The organism is Candidatus Laterigemmans baculatus, assembly GCF_010367455.1.
GTDB lineage: Bacteria > Planctomycetota > Planctomycetia > Pirellulales > Pirellulaceae > Laterigemmans > Laterigemmans baculatus.
Genome location: NZ_WRPR01000023.1, coordinates 109,732 through 135,183, shown reverse-complemented (window position 1 = coordinate 135,183; position 25,452 = coordinate 109,732). Strand labels below are relative to the sequence as shown.

Sequence of the window (25,452 nt, the reverse complement as noted above, 5' to 3'; positions counted from 1 at the left end):
AACAAACCGGACACATCGCGGGGGACGAACTCATTCACTGACTCGAAAGGCGGTGCGAGCTGAAAGTCCGCTGGCTAACTCTTGCACCCGAACTTCCCACACCCCTTGCCGGTCATTGGGAGCGAGATCGAGCGTCAATTCGAGTCGCCCATCGGCGGCGCCGTAGTAGCCGGAAAACTCCGCGGGGCGACCAGCGGGATCGAAGATGTCGACACGGACTGGCACGACCGCGTCGATCCGCTGCCCTTCGAGATTCGCCACCGCCACCTGCAGCTTGAGCGAGCTCCCCGGCTTTGCGGTCGAAGCGGTGCGCACCGCGACCTGTTCGATCGCTTTGTCGGTCACCATGAAAAGTCCGCCGCCGCACGGAGCGAGCGATACGGGAATTTCCATGGTGCCCTGCTCGCCCCGCCCCGTCGCGACCTCACGCCGCTCGAGCAAGTCGTAGACGTGGCCCCTCTCGCGACGAATTGAGAGCGTCGCCTCCGCCGGAAGCCCATTCTCCATGACCATCCCATGGTGCCCCACGTAGTCACCGAACTCACGGCGGTCGTTGACCAGGAACACATAGTCCGTCGAGCCGTACCGACGGTCGTGGCTGATGACCTCCGGGTTCGACGTATCACTGAAGCGCGCGTACTTGGCGTCGATCGCTTTCCGCAGTTCCGCCGCCATGGCGAGCAATGCCTGCTTGTCCTCGTCGGCCCGCTTCGTACGGTTGTAGGACTTCATGGTGATATCCGCACGAATGGCTGGTGCGAGGCGTTCATCGCCGACGACAATTCCGCCTCGCTGCTGGAACTCCTTGACACGCTCGACGACGCTCGCCGGAAGCACGTCACAGCTGGGCATGACCAAGATTTTAAAGCGATCCAAGCCATCGCGGCTGATCGTTTCCTCATACACGATTTCTGGTTGGAGGTGGGCATACTGGAGCACGTGCCAGGCGTCTCCCGTCCAGCGGTTGCCCCACCCCCACGTGCCTCGACTGGCGAAGATCTGCGACGCAAAACTCTCCAGCATCGCCACGTCCTTGGGAGCCGCGGGAATCTGCTTCAAGGTGGGGCCAAGGGGCTCGACGACCTCATGCACCAAGCGCGCCAGCTCATTCTGCGTCTCGGGATGCGTGTATCGGTAGGAGCTGGTCCCATCGCTCGGGACGAGCGATCCCCAGCCGTGATACATGATTCCTTGGATCGGGCGCGCGAGCTTGGTCCAAAACGCCTCGCGGAGGTGCATCGGGGAGATTGTGATGTACTGGGCCGAGGGATCGAAATCTTCCCACGGAGCTTGCTCGGGATCTTGGCTGGCACTTTCGGCGGACGCTGCAGCTTGCTGCGACGGCTTCTCTGGCGGCGCGGTTTGGGAGCGATACCAGATCACTTGCGTCATCTTCATGACGTCTTGATCGTGCTCGGCACCGGCGGCCATCGCGAACAACTCGTCGGCGGCGAGTCCGATGCGGATGGGATCGGGATAGGAGTAGGTCCAGTGGGAGATGACGTCGATCTCACCGCCGCTGCCCCAGACGCTCGGAACACGGACTGCGGGATCATAGAAAGTCCACAGATCGTCTCGACCCGAACCTGTTAGTCCCTGGTGAACGGCTGAATGGAATGGATTCCATCCGTCGCCCTGCTTCCAGAACCAGCGGTAGAACACGTACAGGGGGTGATCGTCCGGGACCACGCGATCCTTACCAATCTCGCTCACCTGGGCGTAGGGAACGCCCCGCTTCTGCACCGCCGCTTCGGGGATCTCATAGCCGGCGAATTCGCGAAACGCTTGGCGATCGTGCGGATGGAAAGAGAGCTGGGTACCATCGCGAATCTCGGTTCCGATCAGCGCACCGTCCCACGCGGGGTGTTCGCCCCAGGTCTTCGCCGCCGAAGCGCCGACGTTGAAAGCGAAGGCGTTGAGTTTCGGCAGCGAGGCGGCGATATTCTCCCGTTCATAATGCTGACCTTCGCGATCGACGCGCAGCAGTTCCTCCTGGCTCTCCAGCCAGCGACCGGGACTGAGCGAAGCCATCACCCGCACGCCCCGAGCCAAGGCTTCGTCGAGAAACGCTCGGTCGCGTGCCAGCCGCTCGTCATTGACGGCTTGCACAGCCGCACCAGCCTCCCAGATCCGTCCATCGTCGGCGGTTAGACCGAGACAGTGGGTGAACCCAAGTCGTTGCATCTCAGCCAATCCGTCGCGACCCGGGCTGCCCCACATCACCACGGGCATCCGCTGCTTGGAAACGCGAGGCGCGATCACGACTCGATAGACCTCGGTGTTCTGATACGTCGTCTCCCCCGTTGGGACTTCGATGGAGACCCGCAGCTCGTACTGGTCCGGGCGCAGCCGCGTGTCGAGCTTGTAAGCCAACGTCAGCGACTTGCCTGGCGGAAGCGAATCGACCTTGAACTCTTGGTCCGGTACGCCCGCTAGAGAGAAACGCAGCGCTGCGTCATCGAAGGCGTTTTCCGAAAGGTTCTTGACCTCAAACTGGATCGACGGCGCGGACTCCATGCGGAGAAACGTCGTGCGGGAGCTCAGCGGCAGGACCGCGACCGGCCGATATTCACGCACGCCGCGACTGATTCGCACCTGATCGATCAGCCCCGGAAATCCGTGATAATGGCTTCCCAATCGGTCGCCAATCGAAAGTTCCCGGTTTCCTGGATGAATACTGCCGCGTCCTGGATGCGTGTCGGAGCCGTAATTGTCACCATCAACCCAGAAGGTTGCCGTTCCGGCCGCATCGTAAGTCACCGCTAAATGATGCCAGCGGTCAGGCTCAAGATTCAATCGCCGCTGGGACCAGAAGGATTCGGAATCGTCCCCGAACCCGAGCACCAAGTGCAACTGCCGCGTCCCCCGACCATCGGCGCGGCCGAGAATCAGCTGATAGTCGTCGTTGGATACATACTTCTTGTCGATGAGAAAAGCTTCGGGATAACCTTCCAGTTCCGCGTGGGGTTGAATCCACATTTCCAACGTGAAGGGGCCGCGCGGGGACAAGTCGGGGTGGTGTTTGGCGACAGCCGCATGCCGGACGTCCTCCACCGGCCAGCCCCGGCCACTCTGGAGTCCGCCGCCAAATTTGCCCTCGGCGACGACGGTGGCGCCCCGGAGCGTCAGGGCGTGGTCATTCCCCGAAGAGTCCTCGAGTTCCTGGCCTGGCAAGAACTGCCACAACGCAATGACATGCTTGCCCGTCGCATCGTCCCCTTGGTACTGCGACCTCCAGGGATCGGCGAGCTGGGCCGATATGGTCGACGTGACGCAGAGTAAACAGCTAACGAGAAGCGTGGTTCTGAGAAGCATTAGAGCGCCGGTGGCAACGTGAAAGATGAACCGCCGGACGCCGCAGTGATGCAGCGCCGGCGGTTGGTGCGGGGAAGAATGATCGCGGTGAAACAGACTCAGCGCTCGATGTCGCTGGAAACACCGCTTACTTCGCTGGGGAATCCTTCTTCAGGGGCAGCAACTCCCAGCGGCGGACGATCATCTCGGCCTGTTCGGTTTGGACGAGCAGTTTGCCGTGATCGGGCTTCGCGTCGAAACCTTCGTTGACGACAACGCCGTTGACCTTATAGAGCAGATGTCCGCCATCGCAGATCACGTCCATGCGGGTCCATTCCCCGAGCGGACTTTCGACGTCCTGTTTGCCGCGGAATCCGATCTCGTCGACCCAGTCCGGGTCGCGCCCCCACCAGTTGATACGTCCGCTGGATAGGGTGACGCGCTCACCACCCTTCTTCCAAACCCGCTCGCCGTCGCGGTCCTTGGTGATTTCGGCGGTCATCGTGGTGGGAACGATTTCGCCCGTCTTTGGATCCTTGCCGCTGAGGACCAGGATGTCACCCACGCCCCCTTCGATAATCTGGGCTTCGATCGAGGCCATCCATTTGCCACCCAAACCACCGTCGGGCCCGTGGCAATGGATCAGGACGCCGCTGTCACGGGTGCGGTCTTCGCGGTTCCCCCAGGTTTTTCCGCCCCACTTGAACTCAATGACCATGTGGTAGTCGCGGTACTCTTTCTCGGTGATCAGTCCGCCATAGCCTTCGCCCGAGATGTGCAGCATGCCGTCCTTGACGGTGAACACGTTGTTCGGGTCTTCGTAACCGTGGCCTTCGATGTAGGTATAGAAACCCTCGAGGTTTTTTCCGTTGAACAACTTGATCGGTTCGTCCTTGGGACTGATGACTTCGCTCTCAGCTGAATTGGCCGCAGTCGCGGAGGCGGACTCGCCGTCAAGCTCGCGAAGATAGACGTTGCGAAACCAGAGTTTGTTACCGTGGTTCTGCAGCTCGATCTGGCCCGTGGGATAGATCGGCTTCTCGCGGTTCCAAACGTTCTCCATCACCACATTATCGGTGACGAGTTTCCCGTTCAGCTTCACGGTCACTCGGTCTCCCACCATTTTGATGTAGAACGTGTTCCATTCGCCAACGGGATTGTCGGCTTTGACCAAGGGGAAGCGGGGATTGTCTTTGTTGTTCCAAAGCGCACCGGAGCCCTTGTCCGCACCGTGCCGGAAATAGTTTTCGAACTGGGTGTCCCAGATCTGGACCTGCGGGCTGCCGCGAAGATAAATGCCGCTGTCTCCCCCTTCGAGGATCTTCCAGTCGACATACATTTCGAAGTCGCCGTAATCCTTGGCCGTGCAGAGGCTATCACCCTTCCCGTCGAAGACCAGTTCCCCATCGACAACCTGCCAGTGGTCTCGCATCCGCTGGTCGGCTTCCTTTTGAGCCTTGGCGAGTTCTTCAGCGGACATCTCGGCACGCTTTTCGGGATTGGCGACCAATCCCTTCCAGCCCGTGAGGTCTTTGCCGTTGAAGAGCGCGACAAAACCTTCCGGCGGCTCTGGATTGGCAGCGGATGCCGTCGAGCTGAGGTTCAGGATCGCCAACGTGGCGAACGTTAGAAGGGAAATACGCCAGTCTCGTTTGCTTCGCATCGGGTATCGTTCCTGTTGACAGGTGGTCTTAATCCGGTCTCCGCATTCGCCAGCCGGTGGCGCCTACTATAACTCAGTCCGCAGCGTGTGGGGCCGCCGAAGCCGTTCTCGGTGCGGCGGGGTTTAGGGCTCAGGGAATGGGGGCTCAGGGAATGGGGGCCGCGGCGGTCCGCTTCGCCAGCTCGTGAACCTTGGCGATGATCCGCTCCTCCAGCGTCGGTCGCCATGGCCGGCTTTGCGCTTCGTAGCCCCCCTCGAGCAACACTCGGCGGCTTGGAATGTAGCCGGAGTAGCTGTTCGTATAGCCGGCTACCCAGACCGCTGGCCCTCCGTCGCTCGCCAGTTCCCGCTGAAGCCGCAGCGCATAGTCCACGACGACTTCGTTCCCGAGAGCGACCATCAGCAGATCGTCTCCGAAGCGGACAATTTGCACCGGGTAGGCGAAATCGGGGCGGTCGGGCGTTGCGAACTCGAGGTCGACCGTCTCAAAGGCCATGCGCAGCGTTCCCGTCACCGGTGTCTGGTGCAGCGGAGTTCGCTGGCCGACCTCCAGCGCGGCTTCGACCGCGGTGGCGAGATTCCGCCCATGTTTCTTCGCATAGTGCAGTTCACCGCGCGGGTACGGGTTTTGATCGCCGCCGCAGCCCATCATAAATAGACATGTGACGCCCGGATGCTCCTGTTCCAGGTATTCCTGTGCATAGCCGGCGTAATCGCCCAACCATTTTTGAAAGCCCATGGTCGTGTTGTGGCAAGCATAGCCAAACAGGACCGCGCGGAGTTCACCGTCCGCGTCGTTCACGCGAAGCACTGGCACCGTGTGATCGACTGGGCCGTGGGGGTTCGGATGATTGCGAAAGCCGTCGTCGGTGGGAGTGCGGCGATTCATTGCCACGCTGCAACGCGCAAAGTTGTAATGCAGCGAGGCAGGCTCGAGCCGCTCGAGCGATTGGCCGACCAAGCCCACGAGAGTCTCGCTCAGCGAAGCCATATAATCCTGGGCATCGTCCCGTTCGTAGGCCGGGCCACAGTGCGTATGCGAGGCGTTCATCAGCAGCGCCTCGGGCGGAAGCTGGAACTGCTCTTCGACTTGGCTCGCAACGCTACTCCGGAGCGACTCCGAGACACCGATCAGGTCGAGTGTGATGAAGACGACCCGGTTTCCTTCGCGGTCTTCCATTGCCAATGCCTTGGCGAAGAGGTCCTGCTCGGTTCCCTCCGCGGGCTCCTTGCGGGACGCATAGCCCGCCATATACAGGCGGCGGTCGGGAGTGATTTTGGCCGAGGCCGCCCCGGCCTTCCACTGCAGCGTGGAAGACTCCTCCGCCGCATCCGCAGTTCCGGCCCCAACGGCCAAGAGAAAAACGCAGGTCAATGCAATCACTATGGTGTTGCGGACATAAATCATTGCTGAACCTTGCAATAAGTGGAATGAAAACCCTGAGCCGACGGCGCTAGCCGCGGGTGCTGCAGCGGGAATTGGGGGGCGAGAAAGCCCGAGGCTAGCGATCTGTCAGAAAACTCCCTTTTGGCATTACCCTCCCGGGGGGAGGATGTCGTTATGGGTCTTCTGACAGAGGTTACGGCTGAGCCGCTTCCTGAGGCTCATGGATCATAACCGGCCGAGGTGCCACCATGCGTGTCAACTGGGGCAGATCGAACTCGGGTAGCAGTCCAAAACAAAACAGTTCGGGAGCGAAGGTCACCGGTTGATTCTCTTCGATCAGACGGTCGAGCGAGTCCCATGCACCGTGCAATTCAACCGACGAAATCTCCTCGGGGGCGAGTGCAGCGGCTGCCAAAGCAATCGTGCTGGTGCGGGGACCGACGGCGACCAGTTGCACCGGTTGGCCGGCTTGCTCCCGCAGCCACTTCGCCACGGCCCGCGTTTGGCTCGACTGGATTCCTAGCGGCCGCCCACCCACGGCGGCGACGAGAAGTGCGTATAAAAAATCGCGTTGCGGGATCTTGGATTCGCCAAAGTAAAACGGGTCGACGGCCAGAACCCGATGCCCCTGCTCGAACAGTTGCGTTGCCGTCGCACCGCTCGCGGCGCGTCCCGCATCCGCGATCAGGAGCGAACTCTGTTTCGAATTGCTGGGAATCAGCTCGACGGCTGGAACGGTCCACGTCTGTTCGATTGTCAGACGCCAGCAGATCGCGGTGCCTCCTTCCAGTTCCGTCTCCTCCGCCTTTTCCGCTTCCACCGCGGAGTAGGCCGGCGCGCGGAGTATTTCGGTGAGCCGTTGCCGCCGCTCTTCCTGCCAGTCGGCAAGCTGGGAATCATCCTGCGGAACGTCCAGGTTGCGGCGAGCGGCGGCTAATACGCCGGTGGCCAGCGAATTGAAGGTGGCATTCTCCTCGGGCAACTCGACGTGGAGCTGCTCCGAAGTCTTGAGTTCGGCGCTACAGTCAATTTCTTCCGCGGAGAAATTCTCCGCGTCGCCATAGAAGTGACGGCCAATCATTCGGTACAAGGCCTGACGATTATCGATTTCGAAGTTATGGGTTCCTGGATCCTCGTTGACGTGGAACTCAAGATTCGTCGCCTTGCCATAAAGCGAGTAAATCGGTCGCGCCGCTTCGAGCAGCGGCGGCATCGCATGACCGGCCGCAAAACAGCAGTTGTCTTTTGCATTGAAAGTCAACAACGTCGGTCGGGGAGCCCGCATCGCTGTCAGCTGGGCATAGTCGGTAACCGTCGCCAGGTCGGTCGGCGTTTGCTCGGAGTCGCCGAGGTCGGAGAGGTTGCGAGCGCGGGTTCGAAAGCTGGAGTAGCCGGCGACAGGATTCGAGAGTGTGACGCGTTCGTCGAGGGAGCTGATGAAGATGGTCTGCCAGCCACCGCCAGAAAGGCCCGCGACCAGGACACGTTCGGGATCGGCGTGCGGATGCTCCAGGAGCAGGTCGAGCGACCGCACCATCGATAGATAGAAGGGAGCCAGACCGCTGGTACCACACAGATCGAGCTGGTTCATGCGGTAGTGTTGCAACCCATCTCCGCTCAGTTGTCCCATCCCGAGCCACTCGACGTTGAGGGCCAGCATTCCCCGCTTGGCTTGATTGATACACCGGATCTGCTTGTAATCGGCCGCTTTACCACTGGAGTCGTGCCCGTTCACATTCAGCGCGACCGGGACTTTGCCTTGCAATTCGAGTGGCTCATAAAGCAGTGCGGGAATCCAGAGTCCGGGAAGGGCTTCGAAACGCAGTTTGCGGATCTTATAACCTGCTCCTCCTTCGATCTCTTCCAACCATTCGACGTGCGTTTTGGCGTCGCGCCACGCTTGTGCTTCGCCGCGATAAACGACCCGCTCGAGCGTTTGCCGCCGCATCCGCTCCGCGTGACGCTGCCACTCCTCGACCGAATCCACCTGCGGCATCTCCGGGACGCGAGCTTCGGTGAAGGATTGAACCTGCTCGAGCACCATTCCTTCGGGCAAAATCGAACGGGAGAGAACCGCTGCGATCGACTCAAGCGGCTGGTCTGCTTGGCCCTTATGCGGTTCCTCGGACCTGGGGGCTTCTGGAGCCTCGAGGGTGCCTTGGGCCGCGGCGGAGGGGCCGATGAGGAACAGGAGCGTCGCGGTACAGAGGCCGATACCGCGGGGGCTTGCGCCCGCGTCGCCAAGCAGAGAGAGCAATCGGAGAGCGAGTTTCATGAGCGCACCTGATCTCGGAACGTAGGCGGAGTCTTCGGAACGTAGGCGGGTCGCAACGGAGACGAAGCGGGGCTCGTGACGTCGTGGGCAGCAGGAGAGGGACGCGCTGCGGACTGGTGGGAACGGGGAAGGCTGCAGCGAACCAAGGGGAGCCGCGGGGGATGCAGCTCCGATCGCCGAGCGGATAGTTTATCAGCTGCGTAGTCTAACCGCTGGCGACGCGGGGCGTGTTGCGGCAACGCGTCCCGGGAAAGGGAACGAGCGAGCTGTGCGACCACTCCCCGCCACCACCCGACAGCTCACCGCAGCTGCGTCACGCCAATGGAGGCTTGCTATGCCGCTCGAAGGAAAGTCGCTCGCACCGGGGACGGTGTGGGTGATTACTCTCGACCTGGATCAGCCTGGCGAGCCGCTCGACGCGTTTGCTCAGGTGCTCTCGGCAGAGGAGCGGAAGCGGGCCGAACGGTTGATTCGCGACCGCGACCGGCGGCGGTTTATTGTAGGCCGAGGAATGCTTCGCCGCACTTTAGGCGTCGCCTTGGAGAAGGATCCGGGCCGGATTGCGTTTACCTACGCGGCCCAGGGGAAACCGACGGTTGAGGACCGCATGGGAACGGGGCGGTCGCTGCAATTCAATCTGGCCCATTCCGATCGACTGGCGATGTTGGCTCTGACGGTGGATGATCCCGTCGGTATCGATATTGAGCGAGTGCGGCCGGTGAAGTTGCGGGATGGGATCGTCCGAAAACACTTTTCGCCCGTCGAGCGGGAGACTTTCCAGAGGCTGCCGGAAGATGTGCGCCAGGAAGCCTTCTTCCGCGTCTGGACCCGTAAGGAAGCGATCGTCAAAGCGATCGGCACCGGGCTGACGCTCTCGCTGACCAGCTTTGACGTGTCGCTCGAGGCGAGGCCCGCTTCAGCCCTGGTGGCGATGCGGCATCCGGACTACGCGGGGGAGCCTTGGTCGCTGCGGGCGCTCGACGCTCCGGAAGGTTTTTGCGCGGCCCTGGCCGTCGCCCGCAGCGAACCGCTCGACGTTCGCTATCTGTAGCGGGTTCGGCGCTCGCTCCTCAAAGTCAAAGTCAAAGTCAAAGTCAAAGTCAAAGTCAAAGCAGTCGTTGTCTAGGGCATCGAGGAGTTCTTCGGCGTAGGCGATTTCCTCTTGCAGCGGCAAAAATTCCTGCCCGAGGTCACACCACTCGGGCTCCGCCGACCGCCGCTCGGACTCGTAATTTAGCGTCTGCATGAACAGCATCCATCGAGTGGTCGAATATTGACCAGTGGCCCCGCCACCTAGCCCCCTTTTTGGCTGCCCTGCCCACCGCTGCAAGCGATGTAAACCGGGTGCCGCAAGGGATGCAAACCGGGTGCCGCAAACGCGTTGTCCGGTGGCCACCCTGAGGAGTGCAGAGGTATGTACACCACCGCCGGGGCCGAACCCGGACCACGCGCCAGCTCCTCCCGCTGCTGGCACCCGCCTTGCAGGCACCCGCAGCACGAACAGTCCATCAGGCTGAGCCGCTACGCACGGCTCGATTTCGCAAGCCCTCCCCGGGCCTGACATCCCGACTCTCCCGGGGGGAGGGTGATTGGGAAATTGACGGTTGCCGGGCACTCCCTCCTCCCCAAGGCGCACCACGATGAACGGAAGAAGCGACCGCAGCAGAACGGTGGTGATTACGGGCGCCTCGGCGGGGATTGGACGAGCCGCGGCGCGGCGTTTTGCGAAGGAAGGCTACAGCGTCGGGCTGATTGCTCGAGGTCGTGGTGGGCTCGAAGCGGCAGCGGCAGAGATCGAACGGCTCGGCGGACAGGCCCTGATCCTCCCCTGCGACGTCTCCGATGCCGAAGCGGTCGAGCAAGCGGCGGCCGAGGCCGAACGCAGGCTCGGGCCGATCGACGTCTGGGTGAACAATGCGATGCTCTCGGTCTTCTCCCCGGTGAAGGAGATGGAGGCGAAAGAATTCGAAAGGGTGACACAGGTAACGTATCTGGGCTACGTCTATGGCACGCTCGCCGCGCTCCGCCGGATGCTGCCTAGGAATCGAGGGACAATCGTCCAAGTCGGCTCGGCGCTGGCTTATCGAAGCATCCCGCTGCAGTCCGCGTACTGTGCCGCCAAACATGCGATCGTCGGATTCACCGACTCGCTCCGCTGCGAATTGCTCCATGACGGCAGCGACGTGCACCTGACGGCCGTTCATATGCCGGCCGTCAATACGCCGCAGTTCGGTTGGGTGAAATCGCGGTTGCCTCGCAAAGCTCAGCCAGTGCCTCCGATCTTTCAGCCCGAAGTAGCCGCCGATGCGATCTACTGGGCATCTCACCACCGCCGTCGCGAACTGTGGGTGGGCGGTCCGACGGTCAAAGCGATGATCGGGCAGAAACTGATCCCCGGACTGCTGGACCGGATGCTGGCCCACACTGGCTACGAGTCGCAGCAGACCGACGAGCAGGTTGCGGCGGACCGGGATCACAACCTCTGGGAGCCACTGGACCGAACTCCGGCGGAGGACCGCGGAGCTCACGGCAGCTTCGATGCTCGGGCGACCGACAATTCCGTCGAACTGGAACTAGCCAAGCATCGCCCCTGGATCCTCGCCGGCCTGGCCGGAGTCGCCGTCGGAATCGGCGCGAGTTTGCTCAGACGCCGCTAAAGTCCCGGAGGGCGGGGACAAACGTACGTCAGGCTTTCCAGTCTGAGGGATTGTCCTCCCGCATCTCATCAGCCGCAGGGCGCTAGCCCCCGGTCGCTTCAAATCCCGGCAAAACCGGACGCTAGCGCGTTGCGGCTGATACTGCGACAACGGAGTCACGACGCCTGCAAACGGTCTACTATTCTTCGGTGACGCCTTGGACCGGTTCGATGCGGCGGTCCGAGGGAGGAGCATCGGGGGCTCGCAGGCGGATCGCTTCGGCTTGAGCTTGGCGACTATAGTCGATGGACTCGCCGAGAATCCTGACGGCTTCTTGGTCCGCATGAAAACCTTTCGAGTTCTCGCTGCTGATGAAGTCGAGCCGCCACATCGCTTTCTTTTGCAGTTCAAAGATTTCGGCCAGTTCCTCGTCGCTGGTGCCGGCGGCTTGAGCATCACGGATCGCATCGAGCATGTCGGTCATCGCTTCCGCGGCGCGATCCAACTGCTTTTTCGTTCGCGATTGAATGGTAGCGACACGTTGGCGAAGTTCTTCCTCGGGAACGTTATGACAGTGCTGGCACGCATTGTTGATGTTCAGCATCGGGCTGCGGACCCAGTGGCTGCTGACTTTCATCGCCCCTTGCCGTTCGTAGGGCATGTGGCAATCGGCACAGCTCACTCCGGCGCGAGCATGGATGCCTTGACTCCAGAGTTCAAATTCCGGGTGCTGCGCCTTATAAACCTCCGCGCCCGTTTCTCCATGTTTAAAATCGTAGAAGTCTTGGCCGTCGGGAAACTGGTGTTGGTCGTAAGTCTCCTCGATCTGCTCGATTTTTAATCCACGGTCCCAAGGATAGAAAAGCGTCTCTTTGTCGGCGCAGTAGTATTCGACGTGACATTGGCCGCAGACAAAGCTCCGCATCTCCTGGCGGCTGGCATGGAGATTAGGGTTGTAAGGCTCCTCGCGGTTTCCCTCTCGCCACCGCTGAATGCTCGGCAAATGCGGAAGCGGATCGTCGCTGTTGGCCAGCGCCGCGACTCCAATTAAAAATCCGGGTCGCGTCACCCGCAGCTGCATCCGATCCGGCTCGTGGCAGTCAATGCAGCTGACCGGATGCCCCTCCCCGACATGGACGAGATCGTTGGGCACGTTCCCCGCGGGGGCTCCCGATGCGGAATCGTCGTCGGGCTTTGGCGGTTCGCTCGGAACATTGGCCGGCGTGGGAAGTTCGGTCGACGTTCCCCCGGGGAACAGTGGAAGGTTTTCGCCGGGCGTGCCGTCGGGCGTTTTGAGCAGCTCCGCATGGGCGACGGCGTAATCGAGCGTGCTGGCGATCCGGAAACCTTCCATCACGGCGGGCCAGTTGAAGTCCTCAGCCAAAGCGTCGGCGTCGGCCGGTTCGCCGCGGGCTTCGAGCCCCATTCGCCGGTACGTGGGGATGATTGACGCGTGGCAATGCAGACAAGCGCCGCTCTGCGACCGCTTAGTGACCCGCTCGGTGACTTCCTGGTCATACAACATAAAAGCATGGCCACGGGCTTCGCGGTAATCGAGGCTGAAGGCGTAGCCAGCGTACAACCGTCGCAACCACGGATCCTGCTCGAGTTTGCTGGCGGAGATCGCGCTTGAGCCGCCGAATTCGGTCTCTTCCTGGTCGACCGCGCGGCGGTAGCTGTCGAACTGATGCGGCCAGTTCACACCCCAGGGAACCGGATCGGTGCTGATCTCATTGACTTCGACCAGTCGCACAAAAGGGGTGCGCGCTTCCTGGCGGTGCTGGAAGATCGTCACGAGCACCGCGGTCACACCGAACGTGATCAGCGCCACCACGACGAGCAGTCCGCCGAGCCACAGCATCCGCCGCCCCTTCCGGTCGGTTTCTGTGTGGTCGGTTTCTGTGGCGTCGGCCGGCGGCTGGTTCACAGAATCACTCATGGCGAAAACGGCTCCGTCGCTTCAAGGCGTAGCTTCAATGGTCGAGGGTCATCGCAAGGCATGCCCGACATCGCTGTGGCAGTGCACGCACGAGAGCAGCTCGCCTCCCGCCTCAGCGGGAAACATTTCGTGCACGAAGTCGCCGTGGCAATGCAGGCAGGAGCTTTGCGCGACCCGCTTGTTGCGCGGTTTGATCTGGATCGGCTCGTGAAAATTATCCAGCGTGAAGGCCAACGAGTGGAAGAATCCGTTGTCGGCTTTGGTGACCCACTTGCCGATCGGATCGTGCGGCAAGTGGCAGTCGTTGCAAACGGCGACGTGGCGATGGCTGGACTTTTGCCAGGAATCCAAATGCCCTTGCATCACATGGCAATTGGCGCAGGCCGCGGGATCGTTGCTCAGATAACTCCAGCCCTGCCCGTATCCAAAGGTGAACGTTCCCAAGCCAGCCAGGTTCCCCACCATCACCGCGAGCAGCGTCGGGATCATCCCCAGCCAGAAGAGCCGCCGACGGCGGTTCCTGGTCGGTCGCGAATCGGTGGGGGCGGCTGGCTCATGCTCGTTCAACGCGACGTGCTCCTACTGCGGGGGCTCCTGATGTCGGCGGCAACCGACGTACCAGACTAGTGCTGGCCAGTTCTGGTTCAGGCCAGATCAGTGCAGGCGGCTGCCGAGCGGCACATCCTGGTCGGGGGCGATGAGCACGACGTTGCCGGAGCTGTCGGAGACGCCGAGGGTGAGGACCTCCGAGCGGTGCTTTCCGATCTGCCGCGGTGGAAAGTTGACGACCGCCAGGACTTGCCGCCCAACGAGTTCCGGGTGACCGTAGTTCGGTGCCAAGCGGGCCAAGGACTTTTTCGTGCCCAGCTCGCCGCCGAAGTCGATCTGCAGGATGTGAGTCGAGTACTTGCCTTCGGGGAACGGCTCCGCCGTGGCAACCCGCCCCACGCGGATCTCCAGTTTTTGAAAATCATCCAGGCTGACTCGATCAGTCGTTTCGGGCATCATGTCCTCGCGAGGGGCTTCGGGTCTGGCAGAATTCCCTGAGCCGACGGCGTTCGTCGCATGTTCTGCAGCAGCAAGTTCGCGGAAAGATCGTTTAACGGCAAGCCGCAGGCGACTGTACTTTAAAACACCGACGCCTGCGGCTTGCCGTTAAACGACTGTGCCGCCCCGCGATGCTCCAGTGTGGACGCCCACTCGCGATGCAACCTCCGCTCCGCTCAACCATCGGGAGTTCTCCATTGAAGATCGCCGTCTTCAGCAGCAAACCATACGATCGCGATTTTTTGCAAGCCGCGAACGAGGCTTATCAGTACGAGCTGAGCTTTTTCGAGCCAAGATTGACCGCCGAGACGGTTGAATTGGCCCATGGGTTCGATGCGGTCTGCGTGTTTGTCAATGATCGTCTCGACGCCTCGGTGTTGCCGCGTTTGGCCGAAGGGGGAACGCGGCGGATTGCCCTTCGCTGTGCGGGATTCAACAACGTCGACCTCGCGGCCGCGGAACGGCTCTCGATGCAAGTCGTCCGCGTTCCGGCCTACTCTCCGTACGCGGTCGCCGAACATACCACGGGGCTGATCTTGGCGCTCAACCGCAAGATCCACCGGGCTTATGCGAGGGTCCGCGAGGGGAACTTTGCGCTGAGCGGTCTGCTGGGTTTCGATCTCCACGGGCGGACGGTGGGGATCGTTGGAACCGGCCAAATTGGAACGGTGTTCACGCGGATCATGGCCGGTTTCGGTTGCCGTTTGCTCGGGCACGACCCCTATCCGAACGCCGAGTGCCAGGGGCTGGGGATGAGCTACGTTCCCTTGTCGACGTTGTTGGCCGAGTCGGACGTCATCAGCCTGAATTGCCCACTGACGCCCGCGACGCATCACTTAATCGATGCCGAAGCGATCGCTCAAATGAAGCGTGGAGTAATGCTGATCAACACCAGCCGCGGAGCGGTGATCGACACCAAGGCGGTGGTCGACGGATTGAAATCGGGGCAGATCGGCTCGCTGGGACTGGACGTCTACGAGGAGGAAGGGGATTACTTTTTCGAGAATCTCTCGGAACAAGTGATCGCCGATGACGTGCTGGCCCGGCTTATCAGCTTTCCCAACGTTCTTATCACCGGCCACCAAGCCTTCTTCACCGCCGACGCCCTGCGGAGCATCGCGGAGACGACGCTCGGAAATCTCCGAGATCTCGAGCAGTCTGGGCACTCGAAGAACCAAGTCCGCCCGCCCCAGGGCTGACGCGTTCCGCCCTGCACCGCTCCGCGGCTCACGCCAAGCCGCCGAGCAAGCGGCCGATCGCGTAGGCGAGCGCGGCTGCTCCACCGCCGACGAACAACGTCTCCAGCCCCGACCAGTACCATTTCTGTTCCACGAACCGGGCCTTGGCGGCGCCGACACCGAAAAAGGCGGCGGCCGTCATCAGCATGCTCGCAAGGAACGGCTGAGTCACTGCGGGAGGCACGAGAAACTGGAGGATAAAGGGGAGCAGTGGAATGCAGCCGACGATCACGAAAGCTCCAAACGTCGAGGCGGCGGCTTGCAGCGGTGAGGGTCCTTCGAGCGAGAGCCCGAGTTCTTCGGTCAGCATCATGTCGACCCACCGCCGGCGGTCTGACGTAATGATCTCCACCGCCCGGTCGAGATCGTCCCCTTCGAACCCTTTGCCGCGGATGATCTGTCGGATCTCTTCTTGCTCACCTTCGGGATAACGCTCGATCTCCTCCTCTTCGATTCGCCGCGCCCGCTCCCGGACCTGCTCCTCGGCTCGCGTTCCCAAGTAATTGCTCGCTGCCATACTGAACCCATCGGCGATCAAGTTGGCCACGCCGAGCACGATCACCACGCCGACCGAAAGCTCTGCACCCGCGACTCCCGAAACGACCGCCAGCGTCGTCACCGCCCCGTCGATCGCGCCATAGACGAAGTCGCGCAAATAACTGTGCGTGGGCCCCTTCTGCAGCCGTTCCCGAACCGCCTGCGGCGTGTGGGCGGCTTTCAGTCGCGAGAGCGGAGTGAGCGGCTCATGACTCATGGCCAGTTTCCTCCCACCACTGAGGCGAGGGCACCGCAAGTTTCCCTCGACTCTTCGGCTTGCTGGACCTCGCCCCCGGTGGAGCATTAAGCTTGCGTTTCAATCCTACCGCTACGTCACTCCCATACCACGGGCAGACCCCAATGAAATTTGGCTTGTTCTGCATTCCGTTTTTGCTCGCCCTTCTCCCTTCGCCACTCACCGCTCAGCAGCCCGCGGGGTTTAGCTTCTCCGAGGACGAGCAGGGGGTGCTGGTCCGGGAGGGGGATCAGCAGGTCTTGTTTTATCAGCGCGCGGTGAAGTCGGAGGATGAAAAATACCCCCGCTCGCATTACGTCCACCCGTTGTACGATTTGGACGGCAATGTTCTTAGCGAGGATTTTCCCGCCGATCATCTCCACCATCGAGGAATCTATTGGGCCTGGCATCAGGTATGGGTGGGAGAGAAGCGGGCGGGAGACCCTTGGGTCTGCGAAGATTTCGTGTGGGACGTCCAAACGGTCGACACGCAGGTATGCGACGACGGAACGGCGGAACTCCGACTCCGCGTGCATTGGAAGTCGCCGAGGATCGTCGACAATCGCGGGGAGATGACACCGCTAGTCGACGAGACTGCGGTCATTCGAATCCATCCTGCGAAGCCGGATCAGCGGGCGATCGATTTTTCTTTCCGCCTTGTGCCACTCGTCGAACAGTTGAAGATCGGTGGCTCCGAAGATGAGAAAGGCTACGGAGGGTTTTGCACGCGGATCACGCTTCCCCACGACCTGCGGTTCGTCTCCAGCGGAGGCGAGGTCCAGCCTCAGACACTGCAGGTCGAAGCTGGCCCCTGGATGGATATGGTCGGCAGCTATGCGATCGGCTCCCAAAACCCTGGCAGCACCACCAAGGCTGAAGAAGTCAGCGGCGTCGCGATTCTCACCCATCCGTCGCTGCCTGGTTACGTGCAACCTTGGATCTTGCGAGAGCGTCGCAGCATGCAGAATGCGGCTTGGCCAGGACGCCAGCCGGTGCTCCTCCCGCGGGACCAGCCGCTCGCGTTCAACTATCGCTTGATCCTCCACCGCGGGGATAGCGAGGCAGCGAAGATTGCGGAGCGGCACCGCGAGTTCGCAGCGGAAGCGCCTCGACTGGCCTCCGGAACCGACTGATACCACGGTCCTCGGCCCACCGCCCCGACTCGGGGATTTAGAATGTGTGCCAGACATTTACATCCGCCCCGGACCCTGGGGGCAACGCCGACAGTGGAGCTTGCAGCCGTGAATCGTCCCGAGAAGTTCGTCTCGACTCGTCGCGGTTTTCTGCACGTCACCGCTGGAGGGTTGTTGGGCTCCGGAGCACTGGCTGCTGCGGCAGGCGAAGGTGAAACGGCACCTGGGACGACTTCGCAGTTTCCCTCGTATCCCAATCTCCAGTCCGGCGAAGTGATCCGCACCGGCGGCCAAGTCTCGGCCGACCAGCGACAGTTGATCGAGCAGCCGCGAGCGATCCCGATCGTCGGAACCAGCGACGTGCTGGTCTGTGGCGGTGGCCCGGCGGGGATTGGTGCTGCACTGGCGGCAGCTCGAGCGGGCGCTTCGGTGCAGCTAATCGATGTGGCGGGCTGTCTCGGAGGCGTGTGGACGGCTGGATTGCTGACCAAAATTCTCGATTCCGAGAATAAGTCGGGCGTCATGGCGGAACTGCTGGCGGAATTTGCCACCCGTGGCAGCGCGGCTGCAAAACATTCGAGCGGCACCGTCTACGACCCGGAGATCGCGAAGCTGGTGCTCGAGGAGCTCTGTGTCGAAGCGGGGGTCAAGATCCGCTTGCATACGCGGTTGGTCGGCGCCGTCACCGATGACTCGGGCCGCTTGATTGCCGCGCTGACCGAATCCAAGTCAGGCCGAGAAGCCTGGCTGGCCGAACGATTCATTGACTGCAGCGGTGATGGAGATTTGGCAGCTCACGCCGGGTGCGGCTTTGATGTCGGCGTGGGAACCGACTGCCAGTGCCAACCGATGTCGATGCTTGCGCTGCTCAGCGGCGTCGATCCCGAAGCGGTCCGCCCCTATCTTCGCGGCACCGGTTCCGAAGCCAAGCGTCGGTTGCTTGAACTGATGGAAGCCAACGGGGTGAAACCCTCGTATCGCGCTCCCACGCTGAGGCACTTGCACAGCGGCATCTATTCGCTGATGACGAATCACGAGTATGGCGTTTCGGCTTTCGACGCCGGTGCGATCACCGAGGCGACGATCCGCGCGCGGCGAGAAATCCACGAGATCGTCACGGGGCTGCGAAAGCTCGGAGGCGCTTGGCAGGATCTCGCCGTCGTCGCCACCGCCGAGCAGATCGGCGTCCGCGAAGGCCGCCGAATCCGTGGTCGCTATCACATCACCGCTTCCGATTTGGCAACCGGCCTGCGGCACGACCAGGCGGTCTGCCGCGCGAAATTTGGAATCGACGTCCACGCTCTGAACGATTTGGGACATAAGCAGATCGATCAGGAATTTAAAAAGGGTGGTGCGCGGCCCTACGATATTCCCTACCCCGCATTGGTGGCAGCCGATGTCGATGGGCTGCTGATGGCCGGGCGTTGCATTAGCGGTGATTTCATCGCCCACTCGAGTTATCGCGTCACCGGCAACTCGGTGCCGATGGGGGAAGCGGCCGGCTTGGCGGCTGCGGTTTCGGTCCAAAAGGGTGTGATGCCGCATGACCTGAACTGGCGGGAAATTCAGAACGCCTAACCCCACCTCTCTGTCGGGGTATGGTCCTTGCGAGCATTTCGAGGCAGCGATAGTATCCCGAACTTTTGCCGGCTCCCGCGGCAGGAGTGAGGAATGCCCGTCGACAATCTCACCATCGAACAGCTCGCCAAAGAGATCTGCGAGTTGAATGACAAACCGGGCGGCAATCCCGAGGGTACCGAGGAGTTTGAAGTCCTCGAAGAAGTGATCGCCGAAGCCCCCGATGTGCAGCAGGCGGTGAACGCTGCCTGGCGGGGAGTCCGCAGTCATCGCTGGCAGTCACAGCAGTTGCGGCAAACGATGCTCAGCTGCATGTCCGGCTTGCAGCGGCGGGTTGAGCGAGGCAAGCGGAAGTAGGGCCCGAGGCTAGCGCCTACGGCTCAGCAGAATCCTCGCCGCGTGCGCTCCTGGCAAGTTGCTCGACGAGCATCCGCTCGGCACCTTGAGAGCGTGCGACCGTCTGGAGCGGAGCGAGCCACCGCTCCCGCAGCTCCTGGTACTGTGAGACGAGCGACTCCAACTCCACGTCCTGGCGCTGCTGGACCGCCTGCCAGCGTTGCAAATAGTCGCGAAGCGTTGCGATCTCGACATCCCACCGCGGTCCGTCGCTTCGGCGGCGCGAGAAATTCGACGCCGCTTCGGTCAGCAGCTGATTCGACGCCGGCCACAAGCGGCTCGACGCGGTGAAGCGACGGCCGCTCGCTTCGCCCTCGGTCGCGCGAATGACTTCGGCGACGGTGGCGACTTCGAGAGAAAAGTAGAGCATCCGCGGCAACAAGTAGGCGGGCTCGGGAAACCGAAAGTAGTGCAGCACGGGATAGAACTGGTGCGATTCATAGATCGCGATCAGCGCGTCGGCGAGCTCATCCTCGGTGCGGAGCTTTGTCTCGTGGGGAAGCCACAGCGATTCTCGTAGATACTCGTAGGGATCTCCGCTGCCGCCGGTGGCAGTATCAATCAGCAGCGCAATCCGATTCCGTTCGGCGATCGCTCCGTAGACTGACATGAGGTAGGTCATCACCAGCGTCAATACGCTGAACCCGACGGCCGCTTCGGCGATGAACAGGATCCGCATCCCGCTGCTCTTGGGCACCAGGTCGCCGACGCCGAGGGTGGTCAGACCATAGCCCATCACGTACATCGCCGAGAAAAAGTCGGTGGGCGTCTCGGATTGTCCGGAGGCCACGATCGTGTCGCCCATTCTGGGCCACGCGATTAGGGCGAAGCCGAGCCACAGCAGGAGTCCCCAGCTGAGGATCTGGGTGATGACCAACAGGGGGCCGACGAGGGAGGTTAGCTTTCGCTGCCAACCGGCTCCGCCCCGCCACAGCCCCGCCGCGATCCGCTGAGCGACCCGGCAGAGGAGACTTCCCAGCGGCGGGCTGAGGGCACGCGGAAAGAGGACCTCGATGAAGACTTCCGCCAGCGCCCAAAGAATCAGCAGCCAGCCCGCGATTGTTGCGATCGAGTCCATCACCTTCGCCTTGCCGATGCAGAAACGAAAAAACCTCGGCTTCCGCTGGGGAAACCGAGGTTTTTCAAAGCACGTCAAAGAGGCGACGCCGGGATTCGAACCCGGGATGTCGGATTTGCAATCCGATGCCTTAGCCGCTTGGCCACGTCGCCGTCGTTGAATCGTCTGCGCAGGTTAGGAAACCGTTGGCGATCAGTCAAGCTGAGTCACGCGAGGCATCTCGCGGTTGTGCCTTCGCTGCGAGTTATGGCGATTGCACTGGTAGATACTATCGGCCCAAGTCGCCCGCGGCTTTAGGGTCTGTCGGAAAACCTATTCGATACCCTCCCCCCGGGAGGGTCGCGAGGAACGAGCGGGGAGGGCGAACCGCGAACTTAGGCGCTGGTGAACGACGGATTTCGCCAACCCTCCCCGGGCCTGAGAGCCCGACCCTCCCGGGGGTAGGGTGATGTTATAAGAGGCATGCGCGCAGATCCAAAATAGCGCTTGCTTACAGTTTGACCGTGCGGTTTTCGCGGGCGCTTTGGTAGATGGCGTTGATCAGCTCGACGCTGCGGCGGCCTTCGCGACCATCGGTCACGGGGACCGTATCGGCTTCGATCGCGCGGACGAAATCTTCAAAGACCATCGTGTGGCCGTGGTGTCCGATCGCCGCCGGATCGGCTGCCCCGCCACCGGTCTTGGTCTTGCCTTGCATTTCTTCGCGGACTTTGGCGTCTTCCTCGGTCGCGTCGGCAAAGTCCCACTGCTTGAGGTCTTCTTCCTCGAGGATCGCGCTGCCGCGGTTCCCTGAGATCTCGATCCGCTTGAGCGCTCCCGGGTAGGCGGTCGTGGTCGCTTCGATGACGCCCAGGGCTCCGTTGCGGAATTTGACCGTCGCCACCGCCACGTCTTCGACTTCGATCCGCTCGTGCGTGGCGGTATCGACCATCGCGGAGACTTCGGCGACCGGCCCCATCACCCACAGCAGCAGGTCGACCGTGTGGATCGCCTGGTTCATCAGCGCTCCGCCGCCATCGAGCTTCCACGTCCCACGCCAAGCTCCGCTGTCGTAATACTCTTGGCTGCGGAACCATTTGACGTAGGCGTCCCCGAGCGTGATCCGGCCAAAGCGGTTGGCCTCGACCGCTCCTTTGAGCAGTTGGCTCGAGCGATGGAAGCGGCTTTGGAACGTGACTCCGAGCTTCACCTTGGCGGCGTCGCAGGCTTCGATGATCGCGTCGCACCGCTCGGGAGTGATCTCCAGCGGCTTTTCGACCATCACGTGCTTGCCGGCGGCAGCTGCGGCGACGGCCGGATCGAGGTGCGCACCGCTCGGCGTGCAGATCGCGACGGCGTCGATTTCCGGGTCGGCCAGCATCGCTTCGAGCGAGTCGAAAGTCCGGCAACCGTGCTCGGCGGCGAACTTCGCGGCGCTCTCTTGGCTACGGCTGTAGCAGCCCACCAATTCCGCACCGGCGGCGTCGTGGAGCGCGCGAGCGTGGAAGTTTGCGATCATACCGCAGCCGACAATGCCAAAGCGAAGTGTCATGGAGCAATCGGTTTTGCATGAGTTTCGGGGGTGGGGAATTGGTTTGCCGGGCAATATAAATGCGGATAAGGGGGAGTGACCAGCGGGTGCGGCGAAGAGTGGGTGGGGGCGGTAAACCAGGGGAGAGGCCGGTTGAGCGACGTGATCGAAGGTGCGATAGCGACGACTCCGCTGGGAGCGGCGGAGATCGCTGCGCTTCCCCAGTGGGTCGGCGAATCGATGGGGCTCCCGCAGCAGCTTGCCGGCTGGTCGGGGGAAGAGGAAATTTGGCTCGGAGGCGTCCGCGACACGGTTCGAGCTCTGGCCGCCGCGATGCTGATCCACGCGGCGCGGCTCGACACGCTGCTGATCCTGCTCCCGGAGCCAGCCGACGCCGACATCGTGGCGACCGATCTCGCCGCGATGGGCGTTCCCGACGCGGTGACGCTGCCGCTGTCGGCCAGCTCGGGCGATCCGGAAAGCCTTCGCGATCACGATTACGCGGCTCGGCTCCGCGTGCTGCAAACGCTGCGACGGCGAGCCAGCGGTGACGAGCGACAAGTCGCGCCCACGGTCGTCTGCGCCCATGTCCCGGCGGCGATGCAAGCGGTCCCCAGCCTGCAAAGCGTTGCCGCCGCCTCGCGGATGCTCAGCGTCGGCGCTCGCATCGACCTAGAAGGCCTTCAGCGGTGGCTGGCCGAAGCCGGGTTCCACGCCACGACGGCGGTTCAGATGCCGGGCGAGTTCTGCCAGCGCGGCGGGATTCTCGACGTCTATCCTCCCGACCAGACCGAGCCGGTGCGGGTCGAGTTGTTCGATGACGAGATCGAGTCGATCCGCCATTTCGACCCGGCGAGCCAGCGGAGCACCGAGTCGCTCACGGCGTTCGAGGTGACGGCATTCGGGACGGCTCAACGCGAGAACGGCTCGATCGCCGAATACCTCGACGAAGCGACCGCGGTCCTTGTCATCGATCCCGAGCGGTGCCGCAAGGCGGCCGAAACGCTCCGCAGCCGCGTCGCGGACCCTGAGCGGTTCGCGACTTGGGAGCAGCTGTTGCAAGACCTCCGCGGAAGGCGAATCGCGCTTGCCGCCGATCTGCCTCCGGTGATCGCGTCGGCGGGGCGCGCGTCGGCGGGGGGCGCAGAGGAGGCCGGCGGACGCGTGATCCAGTTACCGACCGCGTCGGTCGAGAGCTTTACCGGCGAGCTCGACCAAATTCGCGCTCGTGTCGATACGGTCGCGGCCGGCCATCGCGTGATCGTGGTCGCCGACACGCCGGCCGACTCCGAGCGGATGGGCGAGCTGCTGCGGGAGACCGATGCGGCCACTGGCGGACGGCTGCGGATCGCGGTGGCCGATTTGAGCGGCGGGTTTCGGATCACCGACGACATCGATCGCCAGCGCGGCGGCGTGCTGGTCCTGACCGGTGCGGAGCTGTTTCACCGCAGTCCGGTGCGGCGCCGCAAAGTGCGGGCGAAGAGCAAGCCGATCGACAGTTTTTTGCAGCTCGAGCCAGGCGATCTCGTCGTCCACCTCTCGCACGGCATTGGACTCTATCGCGGCATCAAACGGATCGAAAAACAAGGCCAGCAGCAGGAGCACCTGGTCGTCGAGTTCGATGGGGGGACGAAGATTTTCGTGCCCGCCCACCGGATCGGCTTGATCCAGCGGTACGTCGGTGGCGGGAGCAGCCGACCGAAGCTGGCCAAGATCGGCGGCCAATCGTGGGCCAAACACCGCCAGTCGGCCGAGCAAGCGGTAACCGACATGGCTTCGGAGCTGCTTGAGATCCAAGCCGAGCGGCGGACCCGATCGGGGTTGGCGTTCGATGCTGACAGCGATTGGCAGCGGCAGTTCGATGCCAGTTTTCCATACACCGAAACCGACGACCAGTTGGCCGCGATCCACGCCCTCAAGGGTGACATGGAAACGCCGCGGCCGATGGATCGGCTGATCTGCGGCGACGTGGGCTACGGCAAGACCGAAGTCGCCATGCGGGCGGCCTTCAAGGCGGTCGACAGCGGGTTTCAGGTCGCCGTGCTCGTGCCGACCACCGTCTTGGCCGAGCAGCATTACCACACGTTCTGCAGCCGGATGGCCGAGTTTCCCTTCGACATCGGCCGCCTCAACCGGTTTGCCGACTCGGCCGAAGAGCGGGAAACCATGGCGAAGATCAAGAAGGGACAGGTCGACATCGTGATTGGAACGCACCGCTTGGCGTCGAAGGCGGTCGAGTTCTTCAATCTGGGGCTGGTGATCATCGACGAGGAGCATCGCTTCGGGGTGGCGATCAAGGAGCGGCTCAAGGCCAAACACTCCAACGTTGACGTGCTGACTCTCTCGGCGACTCCGATTCCCCGCACGCTCCACATGGCGCTGGTGGGCGTTCGCGACATCAGCAATTTGGAGACGGCTCCGGCGGAGCGATTGAGCGTCGAGACGCGAGTCACGCGGTGGGACGAGAGGCTGATTCGCCGAGCAGTGGTCCGCGAGCTGAACCGGGGCGGACAGATCTACTTCGTCCATAACCGGATCGCCGACATCGGGACGCTGGCAGACAAGCTGCAGCGAATCGTGCCGGAAGCGAGGATCGGGATCGGTCACGGCCAAATGGGCGAAGGTGAGCTCGAGCAGGTGATGATCGACTTTATCGATCGCAAGTACGACATCCTGCTGGCGACGACAATCATCGAAAGCGGGCTCGATATCCCCAATGCCAATACGATCTTTGTCGACGAAGCGAACCGCTATGGGTTGGCCGACTTGCACCAGCTCCGCGGTCGCGTGGGGCGGTACAAGCATCAGGCGTACTGCTACATGCTGGTTGACAAACACAAGCATTTGACTCCCGAAGCGAGCAAGCGGCTGCGGGCGATCGAAGAGTTCAGCCAGATGGGAGCCGGGTTTGCGATCTCGATGCGCGACCTGGAAATTCGCGGAGCGGGCAATCTGCTCGGCACCCAGCAGAGCGGCCATATCGCGGCGATCGGGTACGAGCTGTATTGCCAGCTGCTCGAGGACGCGGTCCGCCGCGCCCAGAACCTGCCGCCGCGGCTTTCGGCCGATGTCGACATCGATCTGCCGGTCGCCGCCTTCCTGCCGGCGGAGTACGTCCCCGACCTGCGGCACAAGATCGACCTCTATCGCCGCATCGCGAGGCTCGACGATTACCGCGCGATCGAAGAGATTCGCAGCGAGATGCTCGACCGCTTTGGTGTGCCGCCGCGGCCCGTGGAGCGATTGCTGGAGGTTGCCGAGATGCGGCTCGACGCGGCCATCTGGCAAATCGCGGCGATCGCCATCGAGCGGGACTTTCTCGTTCTGCGGTACAGCAGCCGCGAGCGGATCGAGGCGCTCAAGCGGTCCGCGCCCCACCCGGTGCGGATCGTCGACGAGTCGCGGGCCTACATCCCGGCCGAGGAAGCGAGCGGGGATCCCCGCGGGGGCGACGCTTGGTTGGAACTGGCGCGATCGGTCTTGCGGTCGGTTTGAGGGGGCTTCTA

General features: G+C 62.4%; 17 protein-coding genes and 1 tRNA gene. 7 read left to right on the top strand and 11 right to left on the bottom strand.

From position 1 onward, the window contains the following. Positions 1–30 precede the first annotated feature (30 nt). From GNK13_RS05095 to GNK13_RS05080, 4 genes are all read right to left on the bottom strand, one after another. Positions 31–3,315 carry a LamG-like jellyroll fold domain-containing protein gene (locus tag GNK13_RS05095; protein ID WP_164101357.1) on the bottom strand — a complete coding sequence of 1,095 codons (3,285 nt, stop codon included), beginning with the start codon at positions 3,313–3,315 and terminating at the stop codon, positions 31–33. 127 nt (positions 3,316–3,442) lie between these two features. Next, complete coding sequence (locus GNK13_RS21420) at positions 3,443–4,957, bottom strand: 3-keto-disaccharide hydrolase (RefSeq protein ID WP_203328926.1); 1,515 nt, start codon at positions 4,955–4,957, stop codon at positions 3,443–3,445. 145 nt (positions 4,958–5,102) lie between these two features. Beyond that, positions 5,103–6,332, bottom strand: coding sequence for a neutral/alkaline non-lysosomal ceramidase N-terminal domain-containing protein (locus GNK13_RS05085; protein WP_203545339.1), 1,230 nt, complete (start codon positions 6,330–6,332; stop codon positions 5,103–5,105). Between the two features lie 205 nt (positions 6,333–6,537). Then, complete coding sequence (locus GNK13_RS05080; RefSeq protein WP_164101355.1) at positions 6,538–8,619, bottom strand: alpha/beta hydrolase family protein; 2,082 nt, start codon at positions 8,617–8,619, stop codon at positions 6,538–6,540. A gap of 334 nt (positions 8,620–8,953) precedes the next feature. Here GNK13_RS05080 and GNK13_RS05075 point away from each other — a divergent pair, with 334 nt between their 5' ends. Both GNK13_RS05075 and GNK13_RS05070 read left to right on the top strand, forming a co-directional pair. Continuing rightward, positions 8,954–9,670 (top strand): 4'-phosphopantetheinyl transferase family protein, encoded by a 717-nt coding sequence (locus tag GNK13_RS05075; RefSeq protein ID WP_164101354.1) that lies wholly within the window; start codon positions 8,954–8,956, stop codon positions 9,668–9,670. A gap of 589 nt (positions 9,671–10,259) precedes the next feature. Then, positions 10,260–11,276: an SDR family oxidoreductase gene (locus GNK13_RS05070; protein ID WP_164101353.1), complete on the top strand. Its 1,017-nt coding sequence runs from the start codon at positions 10,260–10,262 to the stop codon at positions 11,274–11,276. Positions 11,277–11,454: 178 nt separating this feature from the next. On the opposite strand, the gene GNK13_RS05065 is transcribed toward GNK13_RS05070, so the two are convergent. The 3 genes from GNK13_RS05065 to GNK13_RS05055 form a co-directional block, all read right to left on the bottom strand. Further along, positions 11,455–13,194: an ammonia-forming cytochrome c nitrite reductase subunit c552 gene (locus GNK13_RS05065; RefSeq protein WP_235934785.1), complete on the bottom strand. Its 1,740-nt coding sequence runs from the start codon at positions 13,192–13,194 to the stop codon at positions 11,455–11,457. 48 nt (positions 13,195–13,242) lie between these two features. Further along, positions 13,243–13,761 (bottom strand): cytochrome c nitrite reductase small subunit, encoded by a 519-nt coding sequence (nrfH, locus tag GNK13_RS05060; RefSeq protein WP_235934784.1) that lies wholly within the window; start codon positions 13,759–13,761, stop codon positions 13,243–13,245. 87 nt (positions 13,762–13,848) lie between these two features. Continuing rightward, on the bottom strand, positions 13,849–14,199 hold the full coding sequence (locus GNK13_RS05055) for a tRNA-binding protein (RefSeq protein WP_203328925.1): 351 nt from the start codon (positions 14,197–14,199) through the stop codon (positions 13,849–13,851). Between the two features lie 239 nt (positions 14,200–14,438). Here GNK13_RS05055 and GNK13_RS05050 point away from each other — a divergent pair, with 239 nt between their 5' ends. Then, positions 14,439–15,440, top strand: a complete 1,002-nt coding sequence (locus GNK13_RS05050; protein WP_164101351.1) for a 2-hydroxyacid dehydrogenase — start codon at positions 14,439–14,441, stop codon at positions 15,438–15,440. A 28-nt stretch (positions 15,441–15,468) separates the two neighbouring features. Here GNK13_RS05050 and GNK13_RS05045 read toward each other — a convergent pair whose 3' ends face one another. Further along, the gene (locus GNK13_RS05045; protein WP_164101350.1) at positions 15,469–16,233 is read right to left on the bottom strand and encodes a VIT1/CCC1 transporter family protein; all 765 of its coding nucleotides are present in this window, start codon (positions 16,231–16,233) and stop codon (positions 15,469–15,471) included. Between the two features lie 143 nt (positions 16,234–16,376). Between GNK13_RS05045 and GNK13_RS05040 the strand changes: the two genes are divergently transcribed. The 3 genes from GNK13_RS05040 (at position 16,377) to GNK13_RS05030 (ending at position 19,319) form a co-directional block, all read left to right on the top strand. Beyond that, positions 16,377–17,384 carry a DUF6807 family protein gene (locus GNK13_RS05040; RefSeq protein WP_164101349.1) on the top strand — a complete coding sequence of 336 codons (1,008 nt, stop codon included), beginning with the start codon at positions 16,377–16,379 and terminating at the stop codon, positions 17,382–17,384. Between the two features lie 108 nt (positions 17,385–17,492). Beyond that, the gene (locus tag GNK13_RS05035; RefSeq protein ID WP_235934783.1) at positions 17,493–18,962 is read left to right on the top strand and encodes an FAD-dependent oxidoreductase; all 1,470 of its coding nucleotides are present in this window, start codon (positions 17,493–17,495) and stop codon (positions 18,960–18,962) included. 93 nt (positions 18,963–19,055) lie between these two features. Beyond that, on the top strand, positions 19,056–19,319 hold the full coding sequence (locus GNK13_RS05030; protein ID WP_164101347.1) for a hypothetical protein: 264 nt from the start codon (positions 19,056–19,058) through the stop codon (positions 19,317–19,319). Between the two features lie 16 nt (positions 19,320–19,335). On the opposite strand, the gene GNK13_RS05025 is transcribed toward GNK13_RS05030, so the two are convergent. The 3 genes from GNK13_RS05025 to GNK13_RS05015 form a co-directional block, all read right to left on the bottom strand. Next, positions 19,336–20,436 carry a potassium channel family protein gene (locus GNK13_RS05025; protein ID WP_164101346.1) on the bottom strand — a complete coding sequence of 367 codons (1,101 nt, stop codon included), beginning with the start codon at positions 20,434–20,436 and terminating at the stop codon, positions 19,336–19,338. A gap of 80 nt (positions 20,437–20,516) precedes the next feature. Further along, positions 20,517–20,588: transfer RNA gene (locus tag GNK13_RS05020), tRNA-Cys, on the bottom strand. 338 nt (positions 20,589–20,926) lie between these two features. Beyond that, positions 20,927–21,967 (bottom strand): Gfo/Idh/MocA family protein, encoded by a 1,041-nt coding sequence (locus tag GNK13_RS05015; RefSeq protein WP_164101345.1) that lies wholly within the window; start codon positions 21,965–21,967, stop codon positions 20,927–20,929. 219 nt (positions 21,968–22,186) lie between these two features. Between GNK13_RS05015 and mfd the strand changes: the two genes are divergently transcribed. Then, the gene (gene mfd / locus GNK13_RS05010) at positions 22,187–25,441 is read left to right on the top strand and encodes a transcription-repair coupling factor (protein ID WP_164101385.1); all 3,255 of its coding nucleotides are present in this window, start codon (positions 22,187–22,189) and stop codon (positions 25,439–25,441) included. Positions 25,442–25,452 lie beyond the last annotated feature (11 nt).

Bases quoted from the DNA above. Each gene is read 5' to 3' on its own strand.
- GNK13_RS05095 (WP_164101357.1), bottom strand. From the start codon at position 3,315: ATGCTTCTCAGAACCACGCTTCTCGTTAGCTGTTTACTCTGCGTCACG.
- GNK13_RS21420 (WP_203328926.1), bottom strand. From the start codon at position 4,957: ATGCGAAGCAAACGAGACTGGCGTATTTCCCTTCTAACGTTCGCCACG.
- GNK13_RS05080 (WP_164101355.1), bottom strand. From the start codon at position 8,619: ATGAAACTCGCTCTCCGATTGCTCTCTCTGCTTGGCGACGCGGGCGCA.
- GNK13_RS05075 (WP_164101354.1), top strand. From the start codon at position 8,954: ATGCCGCTCGAAGGAAAGTCGCTCGCACCGGGGACGGTGTGGGTGATT.
- GNK13_RS05070 (WP_164101353.1), top strand. From the start codon at position 10,260: ATGAACGGAAGAAGCGACCGCAGCAGAACGGTGGTGATTACGGGCGCC.
- GNK13_RS05065 (WP_235934785.1), bottom strand. From the start codon at position 13,194: ATGAGTGATTCTGTGAACCAGCCGCCGGCCGACGCCACAGAAACCGAC.
- GNK13_RS05055 (WP_203328925.1), bottom strand. From the start codon at position 14,199: ATGCCCGAAACGACTGATCGAGTCAGCCTGGATGATTTTCAAAAACTG.
- GNK13_RS05045 (WP_164101350.1), bottom strand. From the start codon at position 16,233: ATGAGTCATGAGCCGCTCACTCCGCTCTCGCGACTGAAAGCCGCCCAC.
- GNK13_RS05040 (WP_164101349.1), top strand. From the start codon at position 16,377: ATGAAATTTGGCTTGTTCTGCATTCCGTTTTTGCTCGCCCTTCTCCCT.
- GNK13_RS05030 (WP_164101347.1), top strand. From the start codon at position 19,056: ATGCCCGTCGACAATCTCACCATCGAACAGCTCGCCAAAGAGATCTGC.
- GNK13_RS05025 (WP_164101346.1), bottom strand. From the start codon at position 20,436: ATGGACTCGATCGCAACAATCGCGGGCTGGCTGCTGATTCTTTGGGCG.
- GNK13_RS05015 (WP_164101345.1), bottom strand. From the start codon at position 21,967: ATGACACTTCGCTTTGGCATTGTCGGCTGCGGTATGATCGCAAACTTC.
- mfd (WP_164101385.1), top strand. From the start codon at position 22,187: ATGGGGCTCCCGCAGCAGCTTGCCGGCTGGTCGGGGGAAGAGGAAATT.